Origin of the sequence: Sphingorhabdus sp., from assembly GCF_044338195.1 — a bacterium.
Taxonomy (GTDB): domain Bacteria; phylum Pseudomonadota; class Alphaproteobacteria; order Sphingomonadales; family Sphingomonadaceae; genus Sphingorhabdus_B.
The window spans coordinates 1-20,407 of sequence record NZ_JBIIMC010000024.1; the positions used below are offsets into that span (position 1 = coordinate 1).

Consider the following 20,407-nt stretch of genomic DNA (forward strand, 5'->3'; position numbering starts at 1 on the left):
TTGCTGGCTTCCTGATAGGCACGCTTGAACTGCTTTTCAGTTACGTCGCCATAATAGCCCTTAAGCTTCTGCTTGGCGCGCAGCTGAATACCATAATCGGAAAGCTTGCCTTTACGGCGCTGACCATGCTGGCCGGGGCCATATTCACGCTTGTTTACAGGTGATTTTGGACGGCCCCAGATGTTTTCACCCATGCGGCGGTCAAGTTTATACTTCGAGCTTGTACGCTTCGTCATTTTAAGACTCCAATTGCTAACAACGTTGTTTCCGGTCCCGCGCGACACATTATGCATGTGCCGGACACCTGCTTCACCGGAATGCAGGGTCGATTGCGAAGCGGCGCCTATGGCTGCAGATCGGCCATATGTCAACATCTGGCTCGACTTTAGGCACGCCCAACCGTAAAGGCGCTGCCATGAGCAGCACTGTTAGCCCCAAAAATCCCGAGAGTTGTGACAACATGGTTGACGTGCGGGCAGGCGTTGACGCCGTTGATGCGCAGCTGGTCGATCTGCTGGCGCAACGTTTTGGCTATATGGATGCCGCGGCGCGCATCAAGACCGAACGCAATGCGGTACGGGATGAAGCGCGCAAGCAACAGGTTTTGGCGAATGTCAAAGACGCCGCACGCAACGCGGGCATTCCCACAGACGTCGTCGGCGACTTATGGGAGCTCTTGGTTGAAGCCTCCATCGCCTACGAACTCGAAAAATGGGATGCCAATCGCGCTTAAGCGTTAAATGCCTGTGTCCATTTGTGGCGGCATGGTGGTGCCCGCCTTGCCTTTGACCGTAAGCTCAGACGCAGATTCTGCCTGATCCCATTGATCTTGCGTCTTGCATAGCTTCTTTGCGATGCGACTGCCGGTGAGGCCCGTCGTTCTGCAGATCTTCTTTGGCTTTGATTTTGGCGCTTCCTGCGCGGCTGCATCTGCGGCGCGCGGCGCTGCTTCGGATGTACCCGATGCGGCCAACAAAAGACTAAAAACTACAGTGATAATCATGAAATGCTCCTTGTGACGCATCGGTGTAAGCAGCCAGTTCGCTGCTACCAAGCCTCTATTCTTCGGCGGGTCGCCTTCTGTTCAATGTCGTCAGCACCCCCCGTAAGGTCCTCACTTCATATGCGTTCCATGCTGGCTTTGTGAGCAAGTTGCGCAAGGTGCGCCGAGTAACCGGCGCACGGTCGATCGGTGTGAAGTAATTTAACGGCTCCAGCATCGCATCGAGCTGCGCGATCAGGCCGTCCAGCTCAAACTGTGACGCTGGCGGTTCCAGGTCCGTTTGGGGTGGGCTGGCAAGCGATTGGGTTTTTGACCATTCATAGGCGCACAAAATGACCGCCTGCGCCAAATTTAGCGATCCAAACTCTGGATTGATGGGGACCGTAATGATGGCGCGCGCCACATTGACTTCATCGCTTTCAAGGCCGGAGCGTTCCGCACCGAACAAGATTGCGCTTCGTCCGTTATTGCCAACAACCTCTTTCGCTGCTGCCTCAGGCGTGATGACTGGCTTCGTGACGCCCCGTTTGCGCACAGTCGTTGCGTAGACATGTGCGATGTCCGCGGTCGCTTCGGCAAGCGTCGGGAAAACTTGAGCATTGGCGAGAACAATGTCTGCGCCAGAGGCGGCAGGGCCGGCATTCGGGTTGGGCCATCCATCACGCGGCGCGACAAGGCGCATTTCCGTCAGGCCAAAATTCAACATGGCGCGGGCGGCTTTACCGATGTTTTCGCCCAATTGTGGGCGGACAAGAATGATAATAGGCGGCGAACTCATTTCTGCGCCGCTTCAACCACGCTCCCGGCGAAATCTTCAAAATCCTTCGCTTCGCTGAAGTCTTTATAGACCGAAGCAAAGCGAATATAGGCCACGCTGTCGAGCGCCTTTAGTCCATCCATGACGAACTCGCCGATGCGCTTGGACTCAATCTCGCTCTCACCCAAGGTTTCCAACTGCCGCTGAATGGCAGAGGCCAGCTTTTCAATCTGGGCATGGTCAACCGGACGCTTGCGGCACGCGACGGAAAGCGAGCGTTCGAGCTTTTCGCGCTCAAATGGCTCACGCTTGCCGTCGGTCTTGACCACCGATAGCTCACGCAACTGAATGCGTTCAAAGGTCGTGAACCGACCGCCGCAACCTTCGCACTGCCGCCGTCTGCGGATAGCGCTATTGTCTTCGGTGGGACGGCTGTCCTTAACCTGGCTATCGTCGTTTCCGCAAAATGGGCAGCGCAATTATTTTTCCTGATTCTTTTTCTTGTTCACGTGGCGGTAGGCAACAATACCTGCGCCAATCAATGCGCCTGTTGCCAGTCCGATTGGAGCAATGACAGCGGCTGCCGCACCGATGGCGGCACCGCCGGCAACTTTCTTGACGGTATCTTGATCCGCCAAATGCTTGCCGGTGTGGAATGCGTCCTTGGTCGCGCCCCACAATTCATCAGCTGCTTCACCGACATAATGCTTGGCTTGGTTGGGGAAGCTTTCGGCCGCAAGCTGCTCGGGCGTTTTGGCGCCACATTGCGGACAGAACTTCATCCCTTCGCTATATTCGGCATTACACTCGTTACAAAATCCCATGGTCAATTCCCTTCTGTGTATTAGATGGGTAAGTCACCAATATAATTCAAGATGGGTAGATTGGGAAGCGTGCGCAAAGGGCCTCGGCTTCGTCCTTGATCCGTGCTTCGATCTGGCCGTCGCCCGCCTCGCCATTGTGACGAAGGCCTTCGACGACATCGGCGATCATCCGGCCGATCTGACGGAATTCCGCCGGGCCGAAACCACGGGTGGTGCCAGCTGGCGTGCCCAAGCGCAGGCCCGACGTGACAAAAGGCTTTTCTGGATCGAACGGTATCGAATTCTTGTTACACGTAATCGAAGCACGATCGAGCGCATGTTCGGCATGCTTGCCCTTGGCTTCTTTGGGTCTCAGATCGACCAGCATCGAGTGGTTGTCGGTGCCGCCTGACACGATATCAAGCCCTTGTTCCTGCAACGAAGATGCAAGTGCCTTCGCATTTTCGACGACATTGGCGGCGTAGCTTTTGAATTCTGGCTTCATCGCATCGGCAAAGCACACAGCCTTTGCTGCGATTACATGCACCAACGGACCACCCTGCAGCCCAGGGAAAATTGCCGAGTTGAATTTTTTGGCCAGTACCTCGTCATTGGTCAATATGATGCCCGAGCGCGGCCCGCGTAACGACTTGTGCGTTGTGCTCGTCGTGACGTGCGCGTGCGGCACAGGCGAGCTATGCGCGCCGCCTGCAACCAGCCCAGAGATATGCGACATATCGGCCAGAAGGTAAGCGCCGACTTCATCCGCAATTTCCCGGAACCGCGCCCAGTCCCAGCCCCGCGAATAAGCGGTGCCGCCGCAGATGATGAGCTTTGGTTTGTTTTCTCTGGCTATGCGCGCGACTTCGTCCATGTCGATCCGATGGTCATCGCGACGGACGCCATATCCGATTGGATTGAACCATTTGCCGGACATGTTTACCGGCGATCCATGGGTAAGGTGTCCGCCTGCGTTGAGATCTAGGCCCATGAAAGTGTCGCCGGGCTGCAGAAGCGCGAGGAACACCGCCTGATTCATCTGACTGCCGCTATTGGGCTGAACATTTGCAAATTCACAGCCGAACAATTGCTTCGCGCGCTCAATGGCGATGGTTTCGATTTCATCGACATATTCGCAGCCGCCATAATAACGCTTGCCCGGATAGCCTTCGGCATATTTGTTGGTGAGGATCGAACCTGTGGCTTCAAGCACGGCGCGCGACGTTATATTTTCCGACGCGATCAATTCGATCTTGTCCTTCTGGCGGCCCAGTTCCTTCGCTATCCAGCCCGCGATTTCGGGATCGCGTTCGGTCAGGCTTTGCGTAAAAAATCCAGAGCTTTGGATGTCATTGGCGGCTGCACTGCTCATGATGGTTCCTTGGTCGTGTTCGGGTTGGATAGTTTGTCTACGCGGCGTTGGTGGCGATCGCCGCCAAATTCCGTTGTTAAAAAGGCATCAAGGCAGGCCTTGGCCATTTCAATGCCAATCAAGCGCGCGCCCATGGCAATAACATTTGCGTCATTATGTTCGCGCGCAAGCCGCGCTGACAATGGTTCGGACACCAAAGCGGCGCGCGCGGCGGGATTGCGGTTCACCGCCATCGAAATGCCAATGCCGGAACCGCATAAGGCAACACCGCGTTCTGCGGTGCCGTCGGCAATAGCGGCGGCAAGCTTGTAGCCATAATCGGGATAGTCGACCGAATTTTCATCATGCGGGCCGAGATCGTTCACATCATGCCCTGCCGACAGCAGATATTCGACGAGCGCTGATTTCAGCGCAAGGGCAGCGTGGTCTGAGGCGATAGCGATACGCATGGCACATCCTGTAGCAGCATGAGTCGGAATACGCTCCCCCTATGGCAGCGCGTAGCAAAAGGCTATGCCGTATTTGCCCGATTGCGCGGCTTATCCACCGGCTTTAGAGAGACGAAATGTTAAACGCCGTTTTATCCATCGCCATGCTGTCTGCGTTCCTGCTTCTCTATGGCGCATGGAAACGTTGGAGTCGTGATGGCGCAAGCCAGCAAATGTGGCTGATGATTGCTGCCGCTCTCGTTATTTTCGCCAATGTCGCGATTTGGGTTGTGCCCGATCAACAAGGCAAAAGCCTAGTTACCGAAGCGCAGTAACTCACTTAATCGGTGAGTTCGGGTCCAACCGGAAATCGAGATAGTTGTTCACGGACGCCATCAACATATCCATTTCATTTTCAAAGAAATGGTTCGCGCGCGGGATTTCGTCGTGGTGAATGGTGATGTGGCGCTGCGTGCGCAGTTTATCGACCAGCTTTTGAACCGCATTTGGATTGACGACTTCGTCATTCACACCCTGAATGATGATACCCGATGATGGGCAGGGTGCCAGAAAGCTGAAATCATACATGTTTGCGGGCGGCGATACCGAGATAAAACCCCGGATTTCCGGACGGCGCATCAAAAGCTGCATGCCAATCCATGCGCCAAAGCTGAAGCCTGCAATCCAAGTCGTGGACGCTTCGGGGTGGAAGCTTTGTACCCAATCGAGCGCCGATGCGGCGTCAGACAATTCGCCGATGCCATTGTCAAATTCGCCTTCGCTTCGGCCAACGCCGCGAAAGTTGAAACGCAGTACGCCAAATCCGCGCGCTACAAATGTTTTGTACAGCTGCTGGGTAATCCGATCGTTCATTGTTCCGCCGGCTTGGGGGTGCGGATGCAAAATCATTGCAATCGGTGCACGTGGGCGCGGTGGCGGAGAAAAGCGGGCTTCGAGGCGGCCTTCAGGACCGGGAATAGCAATAGCAGGCATATTATTGTTCGATTCTTAGATGGGTGCCGAGCTTTGCCCGACGGTTCGGGCTTTGCAGGATTTTGTAGAGCTATATAGAAGCAGTGACGATTTTCGCAACTGTCATGGAAATTATGCCCGACCAAGCCCGCATATATTTGGATCATGCCGCGACGACGCCGATCATTCCGGCAGCGCGCGATGCGATGGCCGACGCGATGGCGCGATGGGCCAATCCGTCCTCTCCGCATAGCGAGGGGCGCGCAGCCCGCGCGGCGTTGGAGAACGCCCGCGCCCGCGTCGCTGCTGCGCTGAATTGGGACGGTGAAGTCATTTTCACCAGCGGCGCAAGTGAGGCAATTGCGATTGCGCTGCGTGGCCATGATGCGATTGCCAGCGCGGTTGAACATGATGCGGTCTTGGCTGTGGCAGGCGCAACCTGCTTGCCCGTCGGTCCAGACGGTTATGTTGACCGGAACGCGATCAAAGGCGCTGCCCGCTATGCGGTGCAGTCCGTGAACAACGAAACCGGCGTTATTCAACCGATGGCGGAGATCGCCGATATTGTGCGGGCCAATGGCGGTATATTGTTTGCCGATTGTTCGCAAAGCGCGGGCAAACTGCCATTGCCCGATGCTGATGTGATGTGCGTATCCGCGCATAAATTGGGCGGGCCGCCGGGAATGGGCGCGTTACTCGTCCGCAACCTTGGGCAGCTGTCGCCGACAGGTGGGCAGGAACAAGGGTACCGGCGCGGCACCGAGAACTTGCCTGCAGCAATCGGATTTGCGACTGCGCTCGATGCTGGTTTTGCGTGGATGGAAAAAGCTGTTCGGTTGCGCGACATGTTGGATGCCGCGATCACGGCCAGCGGGGGCATCGTGGTTGCAGAAGCAAGCAGCCGCCTTGCGACCATCGGCAGCTACCGCATGCCCGGCGTTGCGGCCTCAAGTCAGCTGATCAACTTTGATATGGCGGGCATTGCTGTCTCTGCTGGAAGCGCGTGCTCATCAGGCACCCTGAAAACCAGCCATGTGCTTGGCGCAATGGGTTGGGACGAACGATCCGCCTCTGAAGTCGTCCGCGTCAGTTTCAACGCCGATACCAGCGAAAGCGATGTCGCACGGTTTTTAGACGTCTGGCGCAATATCGTCATCCGCGCCAAAGCTGCATGATCTACCTCGATTATCAAGCCACAACGCCGCTGGCCCCAGAGGCATTTGCAGCGATGGAGCCTTGGCTGAAGGATGGATTTGCCAACCCGCATAGCGCACATGCAGCGGGCAGGGCGGCCGCTGCTGCGGTAGAGGTTGCCCGTGATCAAATCGCGGCGCTGCTGCCGAAGGGTGGGCGCGTGATCTTTACCTCTGGTGCGACTGAGGCAATCAATCTGGCCATCATGGGATGCGGGCTGCCTGTCGCCGCTGCCGCGACCGAGCATGCTGCGGTTTTGGACATTTTTGAATTTCTAGGTGGGCGGACTTTCCCCGTCGATGGTTCGGGCTTAATTTGTCCCGAAGTGCCAGCGTCTGGTTCCGTTGGTGGGCAGGCGTTAACTGCGATCATGCTGGTCAATAACGAGATTGGGACCATCCAGCCTATTGCGGAGCTTGCAGCAGGCGCACACGCCCAAGGCAATCTATTCCTATGCGACGCAGTTCAGGCATTTGGACGCATGCCGATCCCCGATGGTCCCGACATGATCGCGATATCCGCGCACAAAATCCACGGTCCAAAAGGCATTGGCGCCTTGTGGGTGCGTGACGGGGTTACGCTAACGCCGCAAATGCTTGGCGGTGGGCAGGAACAAGGCATGCGCTCGGGTACATTGTCGCCCGCGTTATGCGCTGGATTTGGCGCAGCAGCCAAGTTGGCGGCAGAGCGCATGGACGCGGATGCCATGCATGTGTCTGCCTTATGGGACCGCGCTGCCAGCGCATTTGCGGATTGGACTATTAACGGTTCGACGGCCCGTCGCTATAAAGGCAATCTCAATATCCGCCGCGACGGTGTAGATGCCGCGCGGTTGATATCGGAGTGCCGGAACATCGCCTTTTCCGCTGGATCGGCCTGTGCCAGTGGTTCTGGCCGCCCTAGCCATGTGTTGCGCGCGCTTGGCCTGACTGATGCACAGGCGAAATCATCGATACGTTTGGGTTTTGGCCGCTATACGACGGAGGAAGAGATTGATATGGCCGCAGCTGCAATCAACCGGTCAGCAGAGGCGATGCTATGATCAAAGTCACGTTCATCACTGCCGATGGCACTGTCCAGGACGTGGAAGCGGTCGAGGGCCAAAGGCTGCTGGAAATCGCCCAAGCCGCAGGGCAGCCGTTGGAAGGCACGTGCGAGGGGCAAATGGCCTGTTCAACCTGCCATGTGATCATTGACAAGCTTTGGTTCGACAAACTTCCCCGGTCGGTTGAGGACGAGGAAGACATGCTCGACCTCGCTACCGGTGCGCGGCGCACCAGTCGTTTGTCATGCCAAATCGTGCTGACACCGGATCTCGACGGACTGGTGGTTCATATTCCGGCGGAGAGCCGAAATATGCAGGGTCTTTAACCGCCTTCACTTCCCATTCACGAAAAAGCGCCTATATAGGTCGGTGCCGGGTTCGCCCGGCTATGGTGATAAATTGCGGTGTGCAATAGATGCAGCGGACCCGGGGGCGGTACCCGGCAGCTCCACCAAAATCTCTGTTTTGCAGAGGTATTGGAGGGGCTGAACTAGGATCGACGTGCGTTGAAAAGCATTGTTTTTGCCCGGCATGAATAAGCCGTGAAATGGTTCATAACCAATAGGTGCAAACGATAACGAAGCACTTGCTCTCGCAGCATAATTTTGGGCCTCACGGTCTGAACTTATACTAAAAGAACGCGGCCGGACCGGCCGGGCAACAGAAAGGTTACGGCGGCCCGGGGGGTGCCGAGCAACAGAAACCCCCCACCTAATCCAGCATTTTCAGGAAAAGTGGGAACCGGTTTTCCGGTTAAAAAATGCGCGGGCTATTGAATCGCCGAGCAACAGAATCGCGGGACTTTTCCTCATTTACCGTGATGCTGAGCGTTAATCCTCGCCGAAGGCCGCGTCCAATTCGACCGCCTGAAGCATTTTGGCAGCAGCGATAAAAACGGCGCCTGTGCACAGCAGAAAGAACAGTTTCCCGATGTTGCCGGGATATTGGATCATATACTCCTGACCACGCTTCACGGCACCCAAGCCAAGCGCGTAGGTGATCATAAAGACCTCTAGTTTCGTTTTGATTGTGAACAGGCGTAGGATGCGTTTCATAGTTAACTGAAAATAAAGCAATGCCCGTGCCAAATCAGTATTTGCAGCGGTGACGATAGTTAACGGACGCGCCGATTGTAAGAAAAACCGAGCTTATACGAGCGCGGTTAAATCGCATATGGTTAACAATGCCATGCGCGCCGCGCGTACCTGATCAATCAGTGACGCATCACCCAATTGGTCCGGCACAATCGACTCCGGCCAATATGCATCAACAACGCTGGCAATCTGGTCGAGCTTAGCCTCATTGGCGATGAAGCGCGGATCGACGGTGGAGGGATCCGCAACCACGCGCAGGCGCAAACAGGCAGGGCCGCCGCCATTGGCCATCGATTGGCGCACATCGACGGGGACGAGCTTGCGAATAGGGCCATTGCCCGCGACCATCTCGCTCAGCCAGCCCCAAACGCGTGCATTATCCTGAGCTTCGCTTGGCAAGATAAGCGCCATGCCGCCGTCGGGGAGCGACACCAATTGCGCGTTGAACAAATAGCTTTGGATCGCATCGGCAAGGCTGACCCGGTCGGCGGGCACAATAATGATCTCTGCCTCGGGCAACAGCCGCTTGATATCGGCGTAGGTCTGCTCGGGATGTTCAAACGCCTGCTCATGGGTGAAAAGCACATGTTCGTTGGCCACGGCAACGACGTCATTGTGGAACGCACCAGCGGCAATCGCGATTTCGGATTGTTGAACGAACAATGTTTTGCCTGCGTCTAGCCGGTGCGCGCGCGCAATGGCTTTCGATGCCTCAATATGCTGACGGGCAGGGAACGGACCGCCTGTTTTGCCATATACAAATATCTCAATGCCAGCGTCCCCATGCGCCCGGCACAGGCGCATGAAGTTTGCCGCACCTTCATCGCCAAACGGCGCTGGCACGGGGCCGTGCACTGCAAAATGTGCTTCATCGGCAAATGCCAGTTTTAACTGCGCAAGCGTGCCTGTCCATTCATGGCTGCGGTGCGCCATCGTCAGCAGGTTCGCGGCCGACAAATGGCATTTGCCATCCGCTGTATCGGGCGCGGGCGAGACGGTAGCTGCATTGGCGGCCCACATGGCCGACGCCGAAAAAGCTGCGGCGCGGATATGCGGTTCCGCCGATGGCATGTCGGTGGAAAGTCCGGAAAGCCAATTTTGGTTCGGCCGGTCGAGGGGCATGAAGAAGCCCTGCGCTAATCCAAGGCGCAGGTTCGTGCGCATCTTTTCGATGCCTTGTAGCGCAGCCGCCTTGGGATAAGACGGCGCGCCGGCATTGTTTGACGATGCCAGGTTGCCGACACTTAAGCCTGCGTAATTATGGCTTGGACCAATAATTCCATCAAAGTTTATTTCAACCAAAGCCATGATCAGGCCCGCTCGACATAGGTTACCGCATCACCTGCTGAAATGCACAACGCGCGTGCACAATTGCTGTCGATAATGACATCGTCGCCTTGATCATCAATCCAGCCATATGCGGCTTTGAACGCATGCAGGCGGCCCAGCGTTATCAGCTTTTTATCACCTGATTTATGTTCGCCAACGTCATCGCTGACGGCAGTTATTATGACGTCTTTCGCGTCACGGATGCTGCGGATGTGATCTGTACGCGCGGTCATCGTCGGGCCACCATCAAAGATATCGATGTAATTTTCCCAAGCAAATCCTTCGTTCTCAAGCATACGCATTGCAGCGCGGCCTGAAGGATGCGGTACGCCGATGACTGTCTTTGCACTGTCGGGAAGCATGGCAATGTAGACTGGGTGCTTCGGCATTAGATCGGCGATAAACTGGTTGCCGAATTTCGCGTTGAATTCATCTGCTTCCTGAAAGCTCATGCCGAAAAAACGGCCGGCGACACCGTCCCAAAACGGCGATCCGCCAGCTTCGTCGATGACGCCACGCAATTCTGCGATTGTGCGGTCGGCAAATCTCGCGCGATGGTTGCGAATGAAAAGATAGCGGCTGCGCGCAATCAGCATGCCAAGCCCGCCAGCCCGCTCGCCGGGGTGCAGGAACAATCCGCCAACTTCAGTCGCGCCTTCCAAGTCCGTTGACAGATTAAGGATGTCCGCACGAAATGTCCGCTCAAGTTCAACGCTATGCTGCGTCAGCGCACCGATGCGATAGCTGTAGAACGGCCATCTTTGGCCAACTTTGCCAAATATCTGGCATGTGCCGCGTACTTCGCCTGTCGCGGTATTTTGCAGAACGAAAACATATGAATCGTCGGCGACTTCCTCACCCACGCGATCAAAACCAGCGGCTGACCGCTCCAGCTTTTGCATCAAAGCCTTCCGGTCGGGTGGCAGGTTGGTGAACCCGCCGCCTGTCCTTTTGGCCATTTCATAAATCGGCTGAAGATCGTCCATATTTGCCGGACGGATGATGAAGGTCATAAAGCCCCTTTTTCTGATAAACGCATAATCGTCAGCGCCGATAATTGTGCGCGTTCGACCAAACTTTCGACGATGAGGAATTCATCCGAACTGTGAATGCTGCCCCCGCGTACGCCCATCGTATCGACAACGGGGACACCGCAGGCGGCGATATTATTCCCATCGCATACGCCGCCGCTAGAACGCCATGCGACTGCTATGCCCAGATCAGCTCCGCATTGCTTGACCAAGCCAAACAGCTTCGCTGCCTCGTCATCAATGGGCTTTGGTGGGCGACCGAAACTGCCGTGCAGATGCGCCCGCACATCATGTTCACGTTCGATGTCGGCAATGATCCTGCGCAGGTCGACGTCCGTTTGCTGCACAATCTCCGGCGTTCGCGGACGAAAATTTACCCGCAATATCGCATGATCGGGCACAACATTATTGGGACCGCCGCCGTCAATTTTGGCTGGATTTACCGACAGGCCTTCGCGTGAAAGTCGCTTGAGCCGCAGCGCAAGGTCCGCCGCCGCCAAAAGCGCGTTGCGTCCATCGTCGGGGTTCCGGCCGGCATGCGCCGATTTGCCCGAAATGATGATCGAGAAATTGCCGCTCCCGCCACGTTCACCCGCCAGCGTACCGTCGGGTAGCGCGGGTTCATAGGTGAGCGCAGCAAGCTTGTTCTGCGCAAGCTGTGCGATCAATTTTGCGGATGATGGCGAGCCAACCTCTTCATCGCTGTTGATGAGTATCTGGTATCCCGTTTGTGCGAGTTTTCCGGACGATTCCGCAGCCTTCAAAGCGGCGAGCATCACAGCAATGCCGCCCTTCATATCGGCCACACCGGGGCCATTGAGCGTGGCATCGTCAAGCCAGCGCAATGTCTGAAAATGATGGTCTGCCGGAAACACGGTGTCCATATGTCCGGTAAACAGCAATTGTGTCCGAAATTCCGGGCGAACGGTTATCAGTAAATGCCGCCCATGCGCCACCGTGGTCACCGTTCCGTCGGATAGCACGCGATCCACAGGTTCGGGCTCAACGAGTGTTACTTCGCCAGGCAGGGCGGAGAATGCGTCCGCAAGCAAATTGGCGGTGGTGGCAAGCCCGTCAAGATTGCCCGAGCCACTGTTGATCGCGGCCCAGTTCTGGACTTGGGCAAGCATAGGTGGTTGCTCTATGGTTTCAAGCGCCTGTCGTTCGCTGGCAGATAGCGTGTGCATATCGCATTCTTAGCCTTTGATAATCCAAAGGGCCACCCCTGCTATATGCGTTAACCCACTTCCTTTGCCAGAGCGCACCATTCCGATATGGTTACGGTTTCGGGGCGGCGGTCTTCGGCTATTCCGGCGGCGCTCAACGCTTCTAACGCGCCTGCGACGCCCTTCAGGCTCTGTCGCAACATTTTACGGCGTTGGCCAAAGGCGGCGCCTGTCAGATTTTCGAGTACAGACATTTTAACGTCTGCGGGCGCATCCTTGGGCGTGATGTGCACGACCGCCGACATCACCTTTGGCGGGGGCGTAAATGCGGAACGGTGAACAGGCATCGCAATTGCGGCATTTGATCGCCATTGCGCCAATATCGCGAGCCGGCCAAATGCACCCGTGCCCGGCGCTGCGATAATTCGGTCTGCCACTTCACGTTGGAACATCAACGTCAGACTTTTCCAACGTGGCGGCCATGCGTTGCCGCCCAACCAGCCGACCGCAAGTGCCGTGCCCACATTGTACGGCAGGTTTGAAACAACGTGAAACGGTGCACCAATTTCCGCGAAGGGATCGATTTTTAACGCATCGCCTTCAATCACGCTAAGCTGGCCGGGAAATGCCTCTGACAGTTCCGCCAGGGCAGGAAGGCAGCGATGATCGCGTTCAACGGCCAGCACCTGTGCGCCTGCGCGCAGGAGCGCTCTGGTGAGGCCGCCGGGGCCGGGACCAACTTCATATACGTGCTCGCCAGCCAGGCTGCCGGGAATTGCGGCAATGCGATCAAGCAGCTTTTCATCGAACAGAAAATTTTGGCCAAGCGCCTTGCTTGCGGACAAACCATGTCGCGCAATGACGTCTCTAAGGGGAGGGAGCGACACCGTCATCCGCCAAGATCGGCAGCAGCAAGGCGATGAAGCGCCGCAGATTCAGCCATCTTAATGGCCGCAATCATCGAAAGCGGCAGTGCCATATTCTTGCCAGCAATTCCGAACGCAGTGCCATGGTCTGGCGAGGTGCGGACAACGGGCAGCCCCAGCGTAATGTTTACCGCATCATGAAAATATAGCGTTTTCAAAGGAATGAGGGCCTGATCATGATATGCGCACAAGGCCGCGTCATAATGCGACCGCGCTTCGGCATGAAACATCGTGTCGGCAGGCAAGGGACCAACAACGTCGATGCCTTCACCGCGAATCTGTTCAATCGCGGGTTCAAATATGTCCAATTCTTCACGGCCCATATTGCCTGATTCGCCAGCGTGCGGATTGAACCCGGCAACGGCCAGCCGAGGGTTTGCTATACCAAAATTACGTTGCAGGCCCTTGGCTGTCGCTCGCAGGCGTTGGCGGATAAGCCGACCGTCAAGCTGTTCTGCGACGGACGCAAGCGGGATATGTGTCGTCATCGGGACAACGCGCAGGTCAGGGCCGGCGAGCATCATCACGGCGTTGTTTTTGGAAACGCCGCAACGCTCTGCAATAAACTCGGTCTGGCCTGGATGCGTGAAACCCACCGCGTATAATTGCGCCTTGGATACAGGGCCTGTGACCAACGCGGCGGCACTGCCAGCACGGGCAAAGCCAATCGCCATTTCAAGCGCTTGATAGGCGCAATGTGCGCCATCAAGGTCCGGAACGCCCGGAACAATCGAAATGCAGTTATGCACTTGGATGACCGGAAGCGCCGTATCAAAATGCGCAAAGGTTTCGGAAGGATCTTCAATGCGGACGACCGGACCATTCCAATGCGGCGCGAAGCTGGCGATATCGCCAATTGCGAAGAAAGGCGCCAATCCAGCCGCGTGGCGGGCCTCCCACGCTTTGCCGATTATCTCCGGCCCTATGCCCGCCGGGTCACCGACCGAAACGGCCAGCGGCAGTTCCAGTCGGCCAACCGACATCAGTTATATTCGATAACAGCGTCGCGGCGCAAATCGCGCAAGTAAATCCGCGCGCGCTTGTTGACGCGCTCTTCTTCCAGCCGTGACATGATTTCGTCGAAGCTTTCAGATGACGTTTCCTGCGGGGCATCACGACCACATAAGACGAAAACGCGAACGCCGTCTTGCAGCGAGCCATAAGGCGGTGTCGATTGTCCAATCTGCAGATCAAGCATGACCTGCTGCAACGGGGCAGGAAGCTCACGGATTTTAATGCCGTCGCGGTTGACGACATCGGCGCCCAGTTTGCGCGCCATTTCGTCAGCGGCGCCACAGCCCGTGATTTGCTGCGTTTCTTCGCTAAATTGTTTTACCAGCGGCGCAACTTCGGCTTCCGCCGTGCCTTTTGGAAACGTAATCGCGACCTGTTTTAAGCTGAGCACGGAGTCGCGTGGATCGGATGTTGCGACCTGACGCTGGTCGATCAAAAGCAAAATCGAAATCCCGCCGGGCGAGGCAACAGCCTGAATTTCGTTAGCGTTCATGTTGGCGGCCGCATTGGCGAGTGATTGCGGAAGCTGCGCCAAGGACAGCCATCCAAGGTCACCGCCGACCGACGCGGTTGAGGCTTCAGAAAACTGACGGGCATATGCGACAAAGTTACCGCCCTGACGCAGCTGATCGATGATTTTCTTCGCGTTCTCGGTGACCGCTGGCATCGTTTCTGGCGTTGCGGACAGATATATCTCACCCAAACGATATTCCGTGGTTCCCTTGGTTGCCTTGATACGCTCGATAATGGCATTCACTTCATCGTCGCTGACATTGGCTGATGGTCGCACATTGCGCGACAACAGGCGGCTCCAGGAAAGTTCGCCCTTAATCTGGCGCTTCAACGTCGCTACGGATGAACCGATAGAGATCAGATATTTTTCCACCTCATTCGCGGGCCGATTGAAATTCTGTTGCGCCACGCGATTGAAATACTGATTCACTTCAGCGTCAGTGACTTCAATCTCATTGGCGGCTGCTTCTTGGATTTGAAGCGTCTCATCAATCAGGTTCGTCAGAATCTGTGCACGGAAACGCGCCAGTTCTTCCGGTGGCAGCTTGTTGTCATTCGCAGCAACGATCAGCGCGAGGCGATGATCAATGTCGGTGCCTGTAATAATTTCGCCATTCACCTGAGCCGTCGCACGGCGCACATTCGGGTCGTTTTTGCCAAATAATTGCTGTCCATCTGGAATGGCCAATGCGGCCTCTGGAGATGCATCATCACCGACAGTTTGCGCGATCAGCGGTGTCAGCGCCGTTGCGGAAACGAGCATGGCGACGAGGGACAGGCGCTTGAATAACTTCATTGATTTACATCCAGTACACAGACAGTTCGAGGGGATGGGTAACCAGGCACTGCTGAACAGCAGATGAGCAGTATCATCCTTCTCCGCGAATTTATTCCGGTTGCTTTACACACCGAGATTGCGAAATGCCAGACGGAACAGAAAGCTGTTCCCACGCTGCGAATCTCCGACAGGCTGATAGTCGCGTCGCCACGCCAGGCTTAACGACAAGCAGTCATCATCATAAGCAATGCCAAGCCGGTGCCGGATAGGATCGAAGCCATCGGAAATGCTTGTGGGATCCTCTGCGGTGTCCGTCAAATCGACAATTGTGGATCCAAATACCGACCAAAAACGTGCAACACGCACGCGTCCGGCCAAACGAATTTCTTCACGGTCAGTGAGGTCTTCGAGGGTCGGGCCAATATTGCGATTGAGCTTCAGATAGCCCGCCTGAACATATGTGCCGCGTGATCCTATTGTGGCATCGACCTCATTACGCCGTATCGACAAATTGTCTTTGTCGAGGCGGAAGCGGTGTGTGAGTTTTACCAAGTCTTTGAAACGAAATTCGGACCGCCCCACAATATCCGATGCCTTGTCAGATAGGCCCGTTCCATCAGGAAAAATCGACCCTCGGTCGGACAGGCGGTAACTTTGGCCTAGGTTGATGTTAGCGGTAAAGTCTGATTTGCGTAATGCCCAGTCGAACCCATATGTAATGCGCAGGTCGTCTTCAAAACGGTCGTAGCCGGGGAACCGGTTTAGCGCGAACAGGTTGCTGTCTTCCAAATCGACTGCGCGCGAATCTTCATTTGGAATGTTTAAATTGGAAATCGACGGCGCTGCGACCATTTGGACGCGGGGCGTAAGAATTTGCGTGCCGCCAAAGGCTTTACCGACAAAAGGCCATTTAATGTCAGCTGCAGTGGCGAAAATGGCGCGGTGCTGCCATCCTGAATCTCCGCGGTATATCGCGGTAAGCGTGCTGGCATTTTCGTCGCTATGGTACACATCTCCGCGTGCGAGCGCCGTGAGCGTTAGTTCCTGCCCAAGCGCCGTAATTTTGCGCAGATCCCATTTGGCGGACGAAAATGCACGCTGCGTGTCTTGCCCCTCGGTCCGGCTGATGGCCAGGCTGTTGGCTTGCAGCTGAATTGTACCACCGATAACGGGCGCATCCATGCGCAGGCGGTAATCAATTTCGGGCAGCGCGATTGGCGTTAGACCTTGGCGATCGCTGACGCGCAGGGTCTGGACTGCCCAGCCTGCGAGCGAGAAGTAGCTGTTGTCACCAATCCGTTCGGCAGCAAAGGTCGAGCGGAGCCTGTCATCCCGGCTGATGTCATAACGACGCAAAAACGTGCGGTCCGATGCATAACGGCCTGATGCCGAAATCGACCAATTGGGGTCGAACTGGAACTTGCCTGCGCCTTCGAGATAGCCACGGAAAACATCTGCACCGACAGGTGTCGTGGTGCCGCCTGTATTGATACGGTTGCTATAGGTTCCGTATGCGCTCAGATCGATAGCGCCATTTTTTTCGAGCGTCCGGAAATTTAGCCTGCCCAAGGGCGCTGCGCCGGAAAAAGCGGTTATCGCTGCGGTCGCATCCCGATTTTCGGATATGCGCCAATAATAGGATTGCTCAAGCTCAGCGCCGTTATTCCGCGAAAAACCGATGCTGGGTACAAGAAAGCCGCTGCCAGCTTTGGCGTCTACCGGGTGCGACAGAAATGGCAGTGGAATGACCGGCAGACCAAACAGTTCGATCCGGGCGCCTTTGTAAATGACGCGCTTTTTGCTGGGGTCGTAAACGACCTTTACCGCTTTGACTTCCCAGCTCGGTCTTTTTGGACAGCCGTCCGTGCCGATAACTTTGCACGCCGTATATGCCGCATAATCAAGCGTATAAATGCCATCTTTCCGCCCACCGCGTTTGGCGGCAAGCCGGCTTTCGTCTGCCAAAACGACAAGAAGATTGTCGATGACGCCGTCTTTCAAGGCATCGGTCAGTTCAATCTTGTCACCATATGCGACGTCGCCTTCTGGGCCGATGGCGCGGATGGCACCTTCAGCGAAAACCCTCCCGCTTTTGCGGTCCCAGATAATACTGTCGGCGCGCACCGTATAGCCTTCGCGGCTGACAATCACATTGCCTTTGGCGGTGACGATTTCTGTGTTGGAGTCATATTCAACAACAGCCGCATCAAATTCAATTTGGTCGCTGGCCGTTTGTGACACTACTGCTGAGGGGCCCGTTTCGGCAAATGCGAACGAGGACACAGACCCGCATCCGATAAAAATCGGAGCAAGCAAAAAGCGCGATAAAAAGGTGCGGGTGGCGGGGATGTTCATAAAAACCGTGCTGTCCTTTATCGCCCCTATCGCATTGGGTCCACCCATCATCCCAATTAACGCTGTATTTACGATTAACAGTGGAAATTTAGCCCCTATCTTTTGCTTTAATCCAAGGGTGAATTAGGCCTATAGGCCTGTAATCCCGTTATCCGCAAAAAGGCATATCGTTTCCATGAAGATCAATTTTTCCGATGCACGCCCCCAAGATGCAGACGTCCTCGCGTTCATCGTAACAAAAACCACCTTCGCCGACTTCACATTTCCCTTGGAAAATAGCGATATCGTGCATGCGACCGCAAAATTGGCGCGTTTTGAAGCTGCGGCAGGGCAGAGCTTTCTGCTCATCAACGAAGAGGGCGGTAAGCTTGTTCGGATCATTTTGGTCGGGGTCGCCGACGGTGAAGCCGGTGATTATCAAAAGGCGGGCGGCGACATTGTTGCCAAGGTTCAGACATCGGGCGCCAAACATATTGCCATTCATGGCGCGAACCTCAGCGCGAAAGCGGTTGCAGAAGCGGCTTATGGTGCAACATTGCGCAACTGGCGCATGGATAAGTACCGCACCAAATTGGCGGACACGGCAAAGCCGACGGTCGAAACATTGACGGTTGCAGGCGCGCCAGCAGACGCAAGCACCCTGTGGCCGAGCTATCATGCAATCGCTGAAGGCGTTGCTTTGACCAAGGAACTGGTCACTGAACCTGCCAATATCATTTACCCTGAAAGCTTCGTTGAACGCTGTAAACATCTTGCGGAGCTTGGCGTCGAAATCAGCGTGTTGGATGACAAGGACATGGCCGCGCTCGGAATGGGGGCGCTGCTTGGCGTGGCGCAAGGCTCACGTCGTCCGGCCCGTTTGCTGGTGATGAAGTGGGACGGTACCGGCGGTGCGCAAGATCGGCCCGTTGCTTTGGTCGGTAAGGGCGTAACCTTTGATACCGGCGGCATTTCCATCAAGCCCGCTGCGGGTATGGAAGATATGAAGTGGGATATGGGCGGCGCAGGCGCTGTCGCAGGCGCGATGAAGGCGCTCGCTGGTCGTAAGGCAAAGGCGTATGTCGTCGGCGTCTGCGGCCTTGTCGAGAACATGCCTGACGGCAACGCACAACGCCCCGGCGATATTGTGACATCCATGTCCGGCCAAACCATTGAGGTGCTGAATACCGACGCAGAAGGGCGTTTGGTTCTCTGTGATGCGCTGCATTGGGTTCAGGAAAAGTATAACCCTGAATATGTTGTCGATCTCGCAACATTGACCGGCGCGATTATCGTATCGTTGGGCAGTGAATATGCTGGCCTGTTCTCGAACAGCGATGAACTCGCCGACAAGTTGACGGCTGCGGGCCAAGCCTCAGGCGACCCGCTGTGGCGTTTCCCGCTTTCGAAGGCCTATGACAAAATGATCGACAGCCCGATTGCCGACATGAAAAACATTGGTGGCAAGGGCGCGGGTTCCATCACCGCTGCACAATTCTTGGGTCGTTTCATCAAGGACGGCGTGAAATGGGCGCATTTGGACATCGCAGGGACCGTATGGGCCGATAAGGCGGGGCCCGTGTGGGACAAGGGCGCAACCGGCTTTGGCGTGCGTTTGCTTGACCGGTTTGTCGCGGATAATTTCGAAGGTTGATGTTGCCGCGACATGCAGGTCGATTTTTACCAACTCACGCGAGATCCTGCTGAAAAAGTTCTGCCTGCCATTGCCCAGCGAATCTTGGACAATAAACGGCGGTTGCTGATTATCAGTGATGATGCGGGCCAACTGGATGCGATCTCCGGCGCGTTGTGGACCGCAAGGACGGACAGCTTTTTAGCGCACGCAAAATCGGGGGAGGGCGATGATGCACTTCAGCCGATTTTGTTGTCACAAGAAACGGACGCACCAAATGGCGCCAAATTTGTTGCGCTGGCTGACGGTAATTGGCGTGCGGTGACCGAAGATTTTGAGCGTGTTTTTTATCTTTTTCCGCCGGAACAGACCGACAATGCGCGGTCGGCATGGCGCACATTGGGTGATGGGGTAGAGCGGCGCTATTGGAAACAAGACGGCGGCAAATGGGTCCAAGGCCCATAAAGCTTGCACTCAACGTGCAGCGACGTTAGATGCGCGCCAAATTCCCCCTACAAATATGGAGCTTTTCATGTCGGTTACCCGCACTTTTTCGATCATCAAGCCTGACGCAACGCGTCGCAACCTGACTGGTGCAGTCACCAAGATGCTTGAAGAAGCCGGCCTGCGCGTCGTTGCTTCAAAGCGTATCCATATGACCCGCGAACAGGCCGAAGGCTTCTACGCGGTGCACCGTGAGCGTCCATTCTTTGGCGAACTCGTCGACTTCATGATCAGCGGCCCAGTTGTTGTTCAGGTTCTTGAAGGCGAAAACGCCATGCAGCGTAACCGCGACATCATGGGCGCGACAAACCCTGCAAATGCTGAACCCGGCACGATCCGCAAGGAACTGGCTGAAAGCATCGAAGCGAACAGCGTCCACGGTTCGGACAGCGACGAAAACGCAGCGATTGAAATCGCTTACTTCTTCAAGCCAGAAGAAATCGTCGGCTAAACCCGATCAATCTAAGACTATCTGACACCAAGCGCGAAGCTCGCGCTTGGTGTCAATGTT

23 protein-coding genes, 1 other RNA gene and 1 pseudogene are annotated in these 20,407 nt (G+C 55.8%); 9 read left to right on the forward strand and 16 right to left on the reverse strand.

Annotated elements, in window-relative coordinates; genetic code table 11:
• Positions 1-236: pseudogene (locus ACIQZK_RS07790) on the reverse strand (30S ribosomal protein S4); the annotation flags it as partial.
• 179 nt (positions 237-415) lie between these two features.
• Here ACIQZK_RS07790 and ACIQZK_RS07795 point away from each other — a divergent pair.
• Positions 416-733: a chorismate mutase gene (locus ACIQZK_RS07795; RefSeq protein ID WP_397575654.1), complete on the forward strand. Its 318-nt coding sequence runs from the start codon at positions 416-418 to the stop codon at positions 731-733.
• Between the two features lie 3 nt (positions 734-736).
• Here the strand turns inward: ACIQZK_RS07795 and ACIQZK_RS07800 are convergent, their stop codons facing one another.
• The 6 genes from ACIQZK_RS07800 to rpiB are packed head-to-tail and all read right to left on the reverse strand — an operon-like array spanning position 737 to position 4,384.
• Entirely contained in the window at positions 737-1,003 is a 267-nt protein-coding gene (locus ACIQZK_RS07800; RefSeq protein ID WP_397575632.1) for a hypothetical protein, read from the reverse strand.
• 55 nt (positions 1,004-1,058) lie between these two features.
• Positions 1,059-1,781 carry an RNA methyltransferase gene (locus ACIQZK_RS07805; RefSeq protein WP_397575633.1) on the reverse strand — a complete coding sequence of 241 codons (723 nt, stop codon included), beginning with the start codon at positions 1,779-1,781 and terminating at the stop codon, positions 1,059-1,061.
• Positions 1,778-2,239: a transcriptional regulator NrdR gene (gene nrdR, locus ACIQZK_RS07810; protein ID WP_183941182.1), complete on the reverse strand. Its 462-nt coding sequence runs from the start codon at positions 2,237-2,239 to the stop codon at positions 1,778-1,780. The genes ACIQZK_RS07805 and nrdR overlap by 4 nt, the downstream gene beginning before the upstream one ends.
• On the reverse strand, positions 2,240-2,584 hold the full coding sequence (locus ACIQZK_RS07815; protein ID WP_324482242.1) for a zinc ribbon domain-containing protein: 345 nt from the start codon (positions 2,582-2,584) through the stop codon (positions 2,240-2,242).
• Between the two features lie 46 nt (positions 2,585-2,630).
• On the reverse strand, positions 2,631-3,935 hold the full coding sequence (glyA, locus tag ACIQZK_RS07820) for a serine hydroxymethyltransferase (protein ID WP_397575634.1): 1,305 nt from the start codon (positions 3,933-3,935) through the stop codon (positions 2,631-2,633).
• Positions 3,932-4,384 (reverse strand): ribose 5-phosphate isomerase B, encoded by a 453-nt coding sequence (rpiB, locus tag ACIQZK_RS07825; RefSeq protein ID WP_397575635.1) that lies wholly within the window; start codon positions 4,382-4,384, stop codon positions 3,932-3,934. Before rpiB ends, glyA begins: the two co-directional genes overlap by 4 nt.
• Before the next feature lie 116 nt (positions 4,385-4,500).
• Between rpiB and ACIQZK_RS07830 the strand changes: the two genes are divergently transcribed.
• Complete coding sequence (locus ACIQZK_RS07830; RefSeq protein WP_333568822.1) at positions 4,501-4,698, forward strand: hypothetical protein; 198 nt, start codon at positions 4,501-4,503, stop codon at positions 4,696-4,698.
• Between the two features lies 1 nt (position 4,699).
• Here ACIQZK_RS07830 and ACIQZK_RS07835 read toward each other — a convergent pair whose 3' ends face one another.
• Positions 4,700-5,356, reverse strand: a complete 657-nt coding sequence (locus tag ACIQZK_RS07835) for an alpha/beta hydrolase (protein ID WP_183941171.1) — start codon at positions 5,354-5,356, stop codon at positions 4,700-4,702.
• A 113-nt stretch (positions 5,357-5,469) separates the two neighbouring features.
• Between ACIQZK_RS07835 and ACIQZK_RS07840 the strand changes: the two genes are divergently transcribed.
• The 4 genes from ACIQZK_RS07840 (at position 5,470) to ssrA (ending at position 8,286) form a co-directional block, all read left to right on the forward strand.
• The gene (locus ACIQZK_RS07840) at positions 5,470-6,510 is read left to right on the forward strand and encodes a cysteine desulfurase family protein (RefSeq protein ID WP_397575636.1); all 1,041 of its coding nucleotides are present in this window, start codon (positions 5,470-5,472) and stop codon (positions 6,508-6,510) included.
• Positions 6,507-7,571: a cysteine desulfurase family protein gene (locus tag ACIQZK_RS07845; protein WP_397575637.1), complete on the forward strand. Its 1,065-nt coding sequence runs from the start codon at positions 6,507-6,509 to the stop codon at positions 7,569-7,571. The genes ACIQZK_RS07840 and ACIQZK_RS07845 overlap by 4 nt, the downstream gene beginning before the upstream one ends.
• Positions 7,568-7,900: a 2Fe-2S iron-sulfur cluster-binding protein gene (locus ACIQZK_RS07850; RefSeq protein WP_397575638.1), complete on the forward strand. Its 333-nt coding sequence runs from the start codon at positions 7,568-7,570 to the stop codon at positions 7,898-7,900. Before ACIQZK_RS07845 ends, ACIQZK_RS07850 begins: the two co-directional genes overlap by 4 nt.
• A gap of 6 nt (positions 7,901-7,906) precedes the next feature.
• Positions 7,907-8,286: a transfer-messenger RNA gene (gene ssrA, locus ACIQZK_RS07855) on the forward strand.
• A gap of 118 nt (positions 8,287-8,404) precedes the next feature.
• On the opposite strand, the gene ACIQZK_RS07860 is transcribed toward ssrA, so the two are convergent.
• From ACIQZK_RS07860 to ACIQZK_RS07895, 8 genes are all read right to left on the reverse strand, one after another.
• Entirely contained in the window at positions 8,405-8,629 is a 225-nt protein-coding gene (locus tag ACIQZK_RS07860; RefSeq protein WP_397575639.1) for a hypothetical protein, read from the reverse strand.
• Between the two features lie 93 nt (positions 8,630-8,722).
• Positions 8,723-9,976 carry an N-succinylarginine dihydrolase gene (locus ACIQZK_RS07865; protein ID WP_397575640.1) on the reverse strand — a complete coding sequence of 418 codons (1,254 nt, stop codon included), beginning with the start codon at positions 9,974-9,976 and terminating at the stop codon, positions 8,723-8,725.
• Between the two features lie 2 nt (positions 9,977-9,978).
• Positions 9,979-11,010 carry an arginine N-succinyltransferase gene (locus ACIQZK_RS07870; RefSeq protein ID WP_397575641.1) on the reverse strand — a complete coding sequence of 344 codons (1,032 nt, stop codon included), beginning with the start codon at positions 11,008-11,010 and terminating at the stop codon, positions 9,979-9,981.
• Positions 11,007-12,215: a hydrolase gene (locus ACIQZK_RS07875; RefSeq protein WP_397575642.1), complete on the reverse strand. Its 1,209-nt coding sequence runs from the start codon at positions 12,213-12,215 to the stop codon at positions 11,007-11,009. The genes ACIQZK_RS07870 and ACIQZK_RS07875 overlap by 4 nt, the downstream gene beginning before the upstream one ends.
• A gap of 50 nt (positions 12,216-12,265) precedes the next feature.
• Positions 12,266-13,087: a 16S rRNA (adenine(1518)-N(6)/adenine(1519)-N(6))-dimethyltransferase RsmA gene (gene rsmA, locus ACIQZK_RS07880; RefSeq protein WP_397575643.1), complete on the reverse strand. Its 822-nt coding sequence runs from the start codon at positions 13,085-13,087 to the stop codon at positions 12,266-12,268.
• Complete coding sequence (gene pdxA, locus ACIQZK_RS07885) at positions 13,084-14,103, reverse strand: 4-hydroxythreonine-4-phosphate dehydrogenase PdxA (protein WP_397575644.1); 1,020 nt, start codon at positions 14,101-14,103, stop codon at positions 13,084-13,086. Before pdxA ends, rsmA begins: the two co-directional genes overlap by 4 nt.
• Positions 14,103-15,443: a peptidylprolyl isomerase gene (locus ACIQZK_RS07890; protein ID WP_397575645.1), complete on the reverse strand. Its 1,341-nt coding sequence runs from the start codon at positions 15,441-15,443 to the stop codon at positions 14,103-14,105. The genes pdxA and ACIQZK_RS07890 overlap by 1 nt, the downstream gene beginning before the upstream one ends.
• A 105-nt stretch (positions 15,444-15,548) precedes the next feature.
• On the reverse strand, positions 15,549-17,666 hold the full coding sequence (locus ACIQZK_RS07895) for an LPS-assembly protein LptD (protein ID WP_397575646.1): 2,118 nt from the start codon (positions 17,664-17,666) through the stop codon (positions 15,549-15,551).
• 289 nt (positions 17,667-17,955) lie between these two features.
• On the opposite strand from ACIQZK_RS07895, the gene ACIQZK_RS07900 reads away from it, so the two are divergent.
• The 3 genes from ACIQZK_RS07900 (at position 17,956) to ndk (ending at position 20,347) form a co-directional block, all read left to right on the forward strand.
• Entirely contained in the window at positions 17,956-19,413 is a 1,458-nt protein-coding gene (locus tag ACIQZK_RS07900; protein WP_397575647.1) for a leucyl aminopeptidase, read from the forward strand.
• Positions 19,414-19,425: 12 nt separating this feature from the next.
• On the forward strand, positions 19,426-19,857 hold the full coding sequence (locus ACIQZK_RS07905; protein WP_397575648.1) for a DNA polymerase III subunit chi: 432 nt from the start codon (positions 19,426-19,428) through the stop codon (positions 19,855-19,857).
• 67 nt (positions 19,858-19,924) lie between these two features.
• Complete coding sequence (gene ndk, locus ACIQZK_RS07910) at positions 19,925-20,347, forward strand: nucleoside-diphosphate kinase (RefSeq protein WP_306062378.1); 423 nt, start codon at positions 19,925-19,927, stop codon at positions 20,345-20,347.
• The last annotated feature ends 60 nt before the right edge of the window (positions 20,348-20,407 follow it).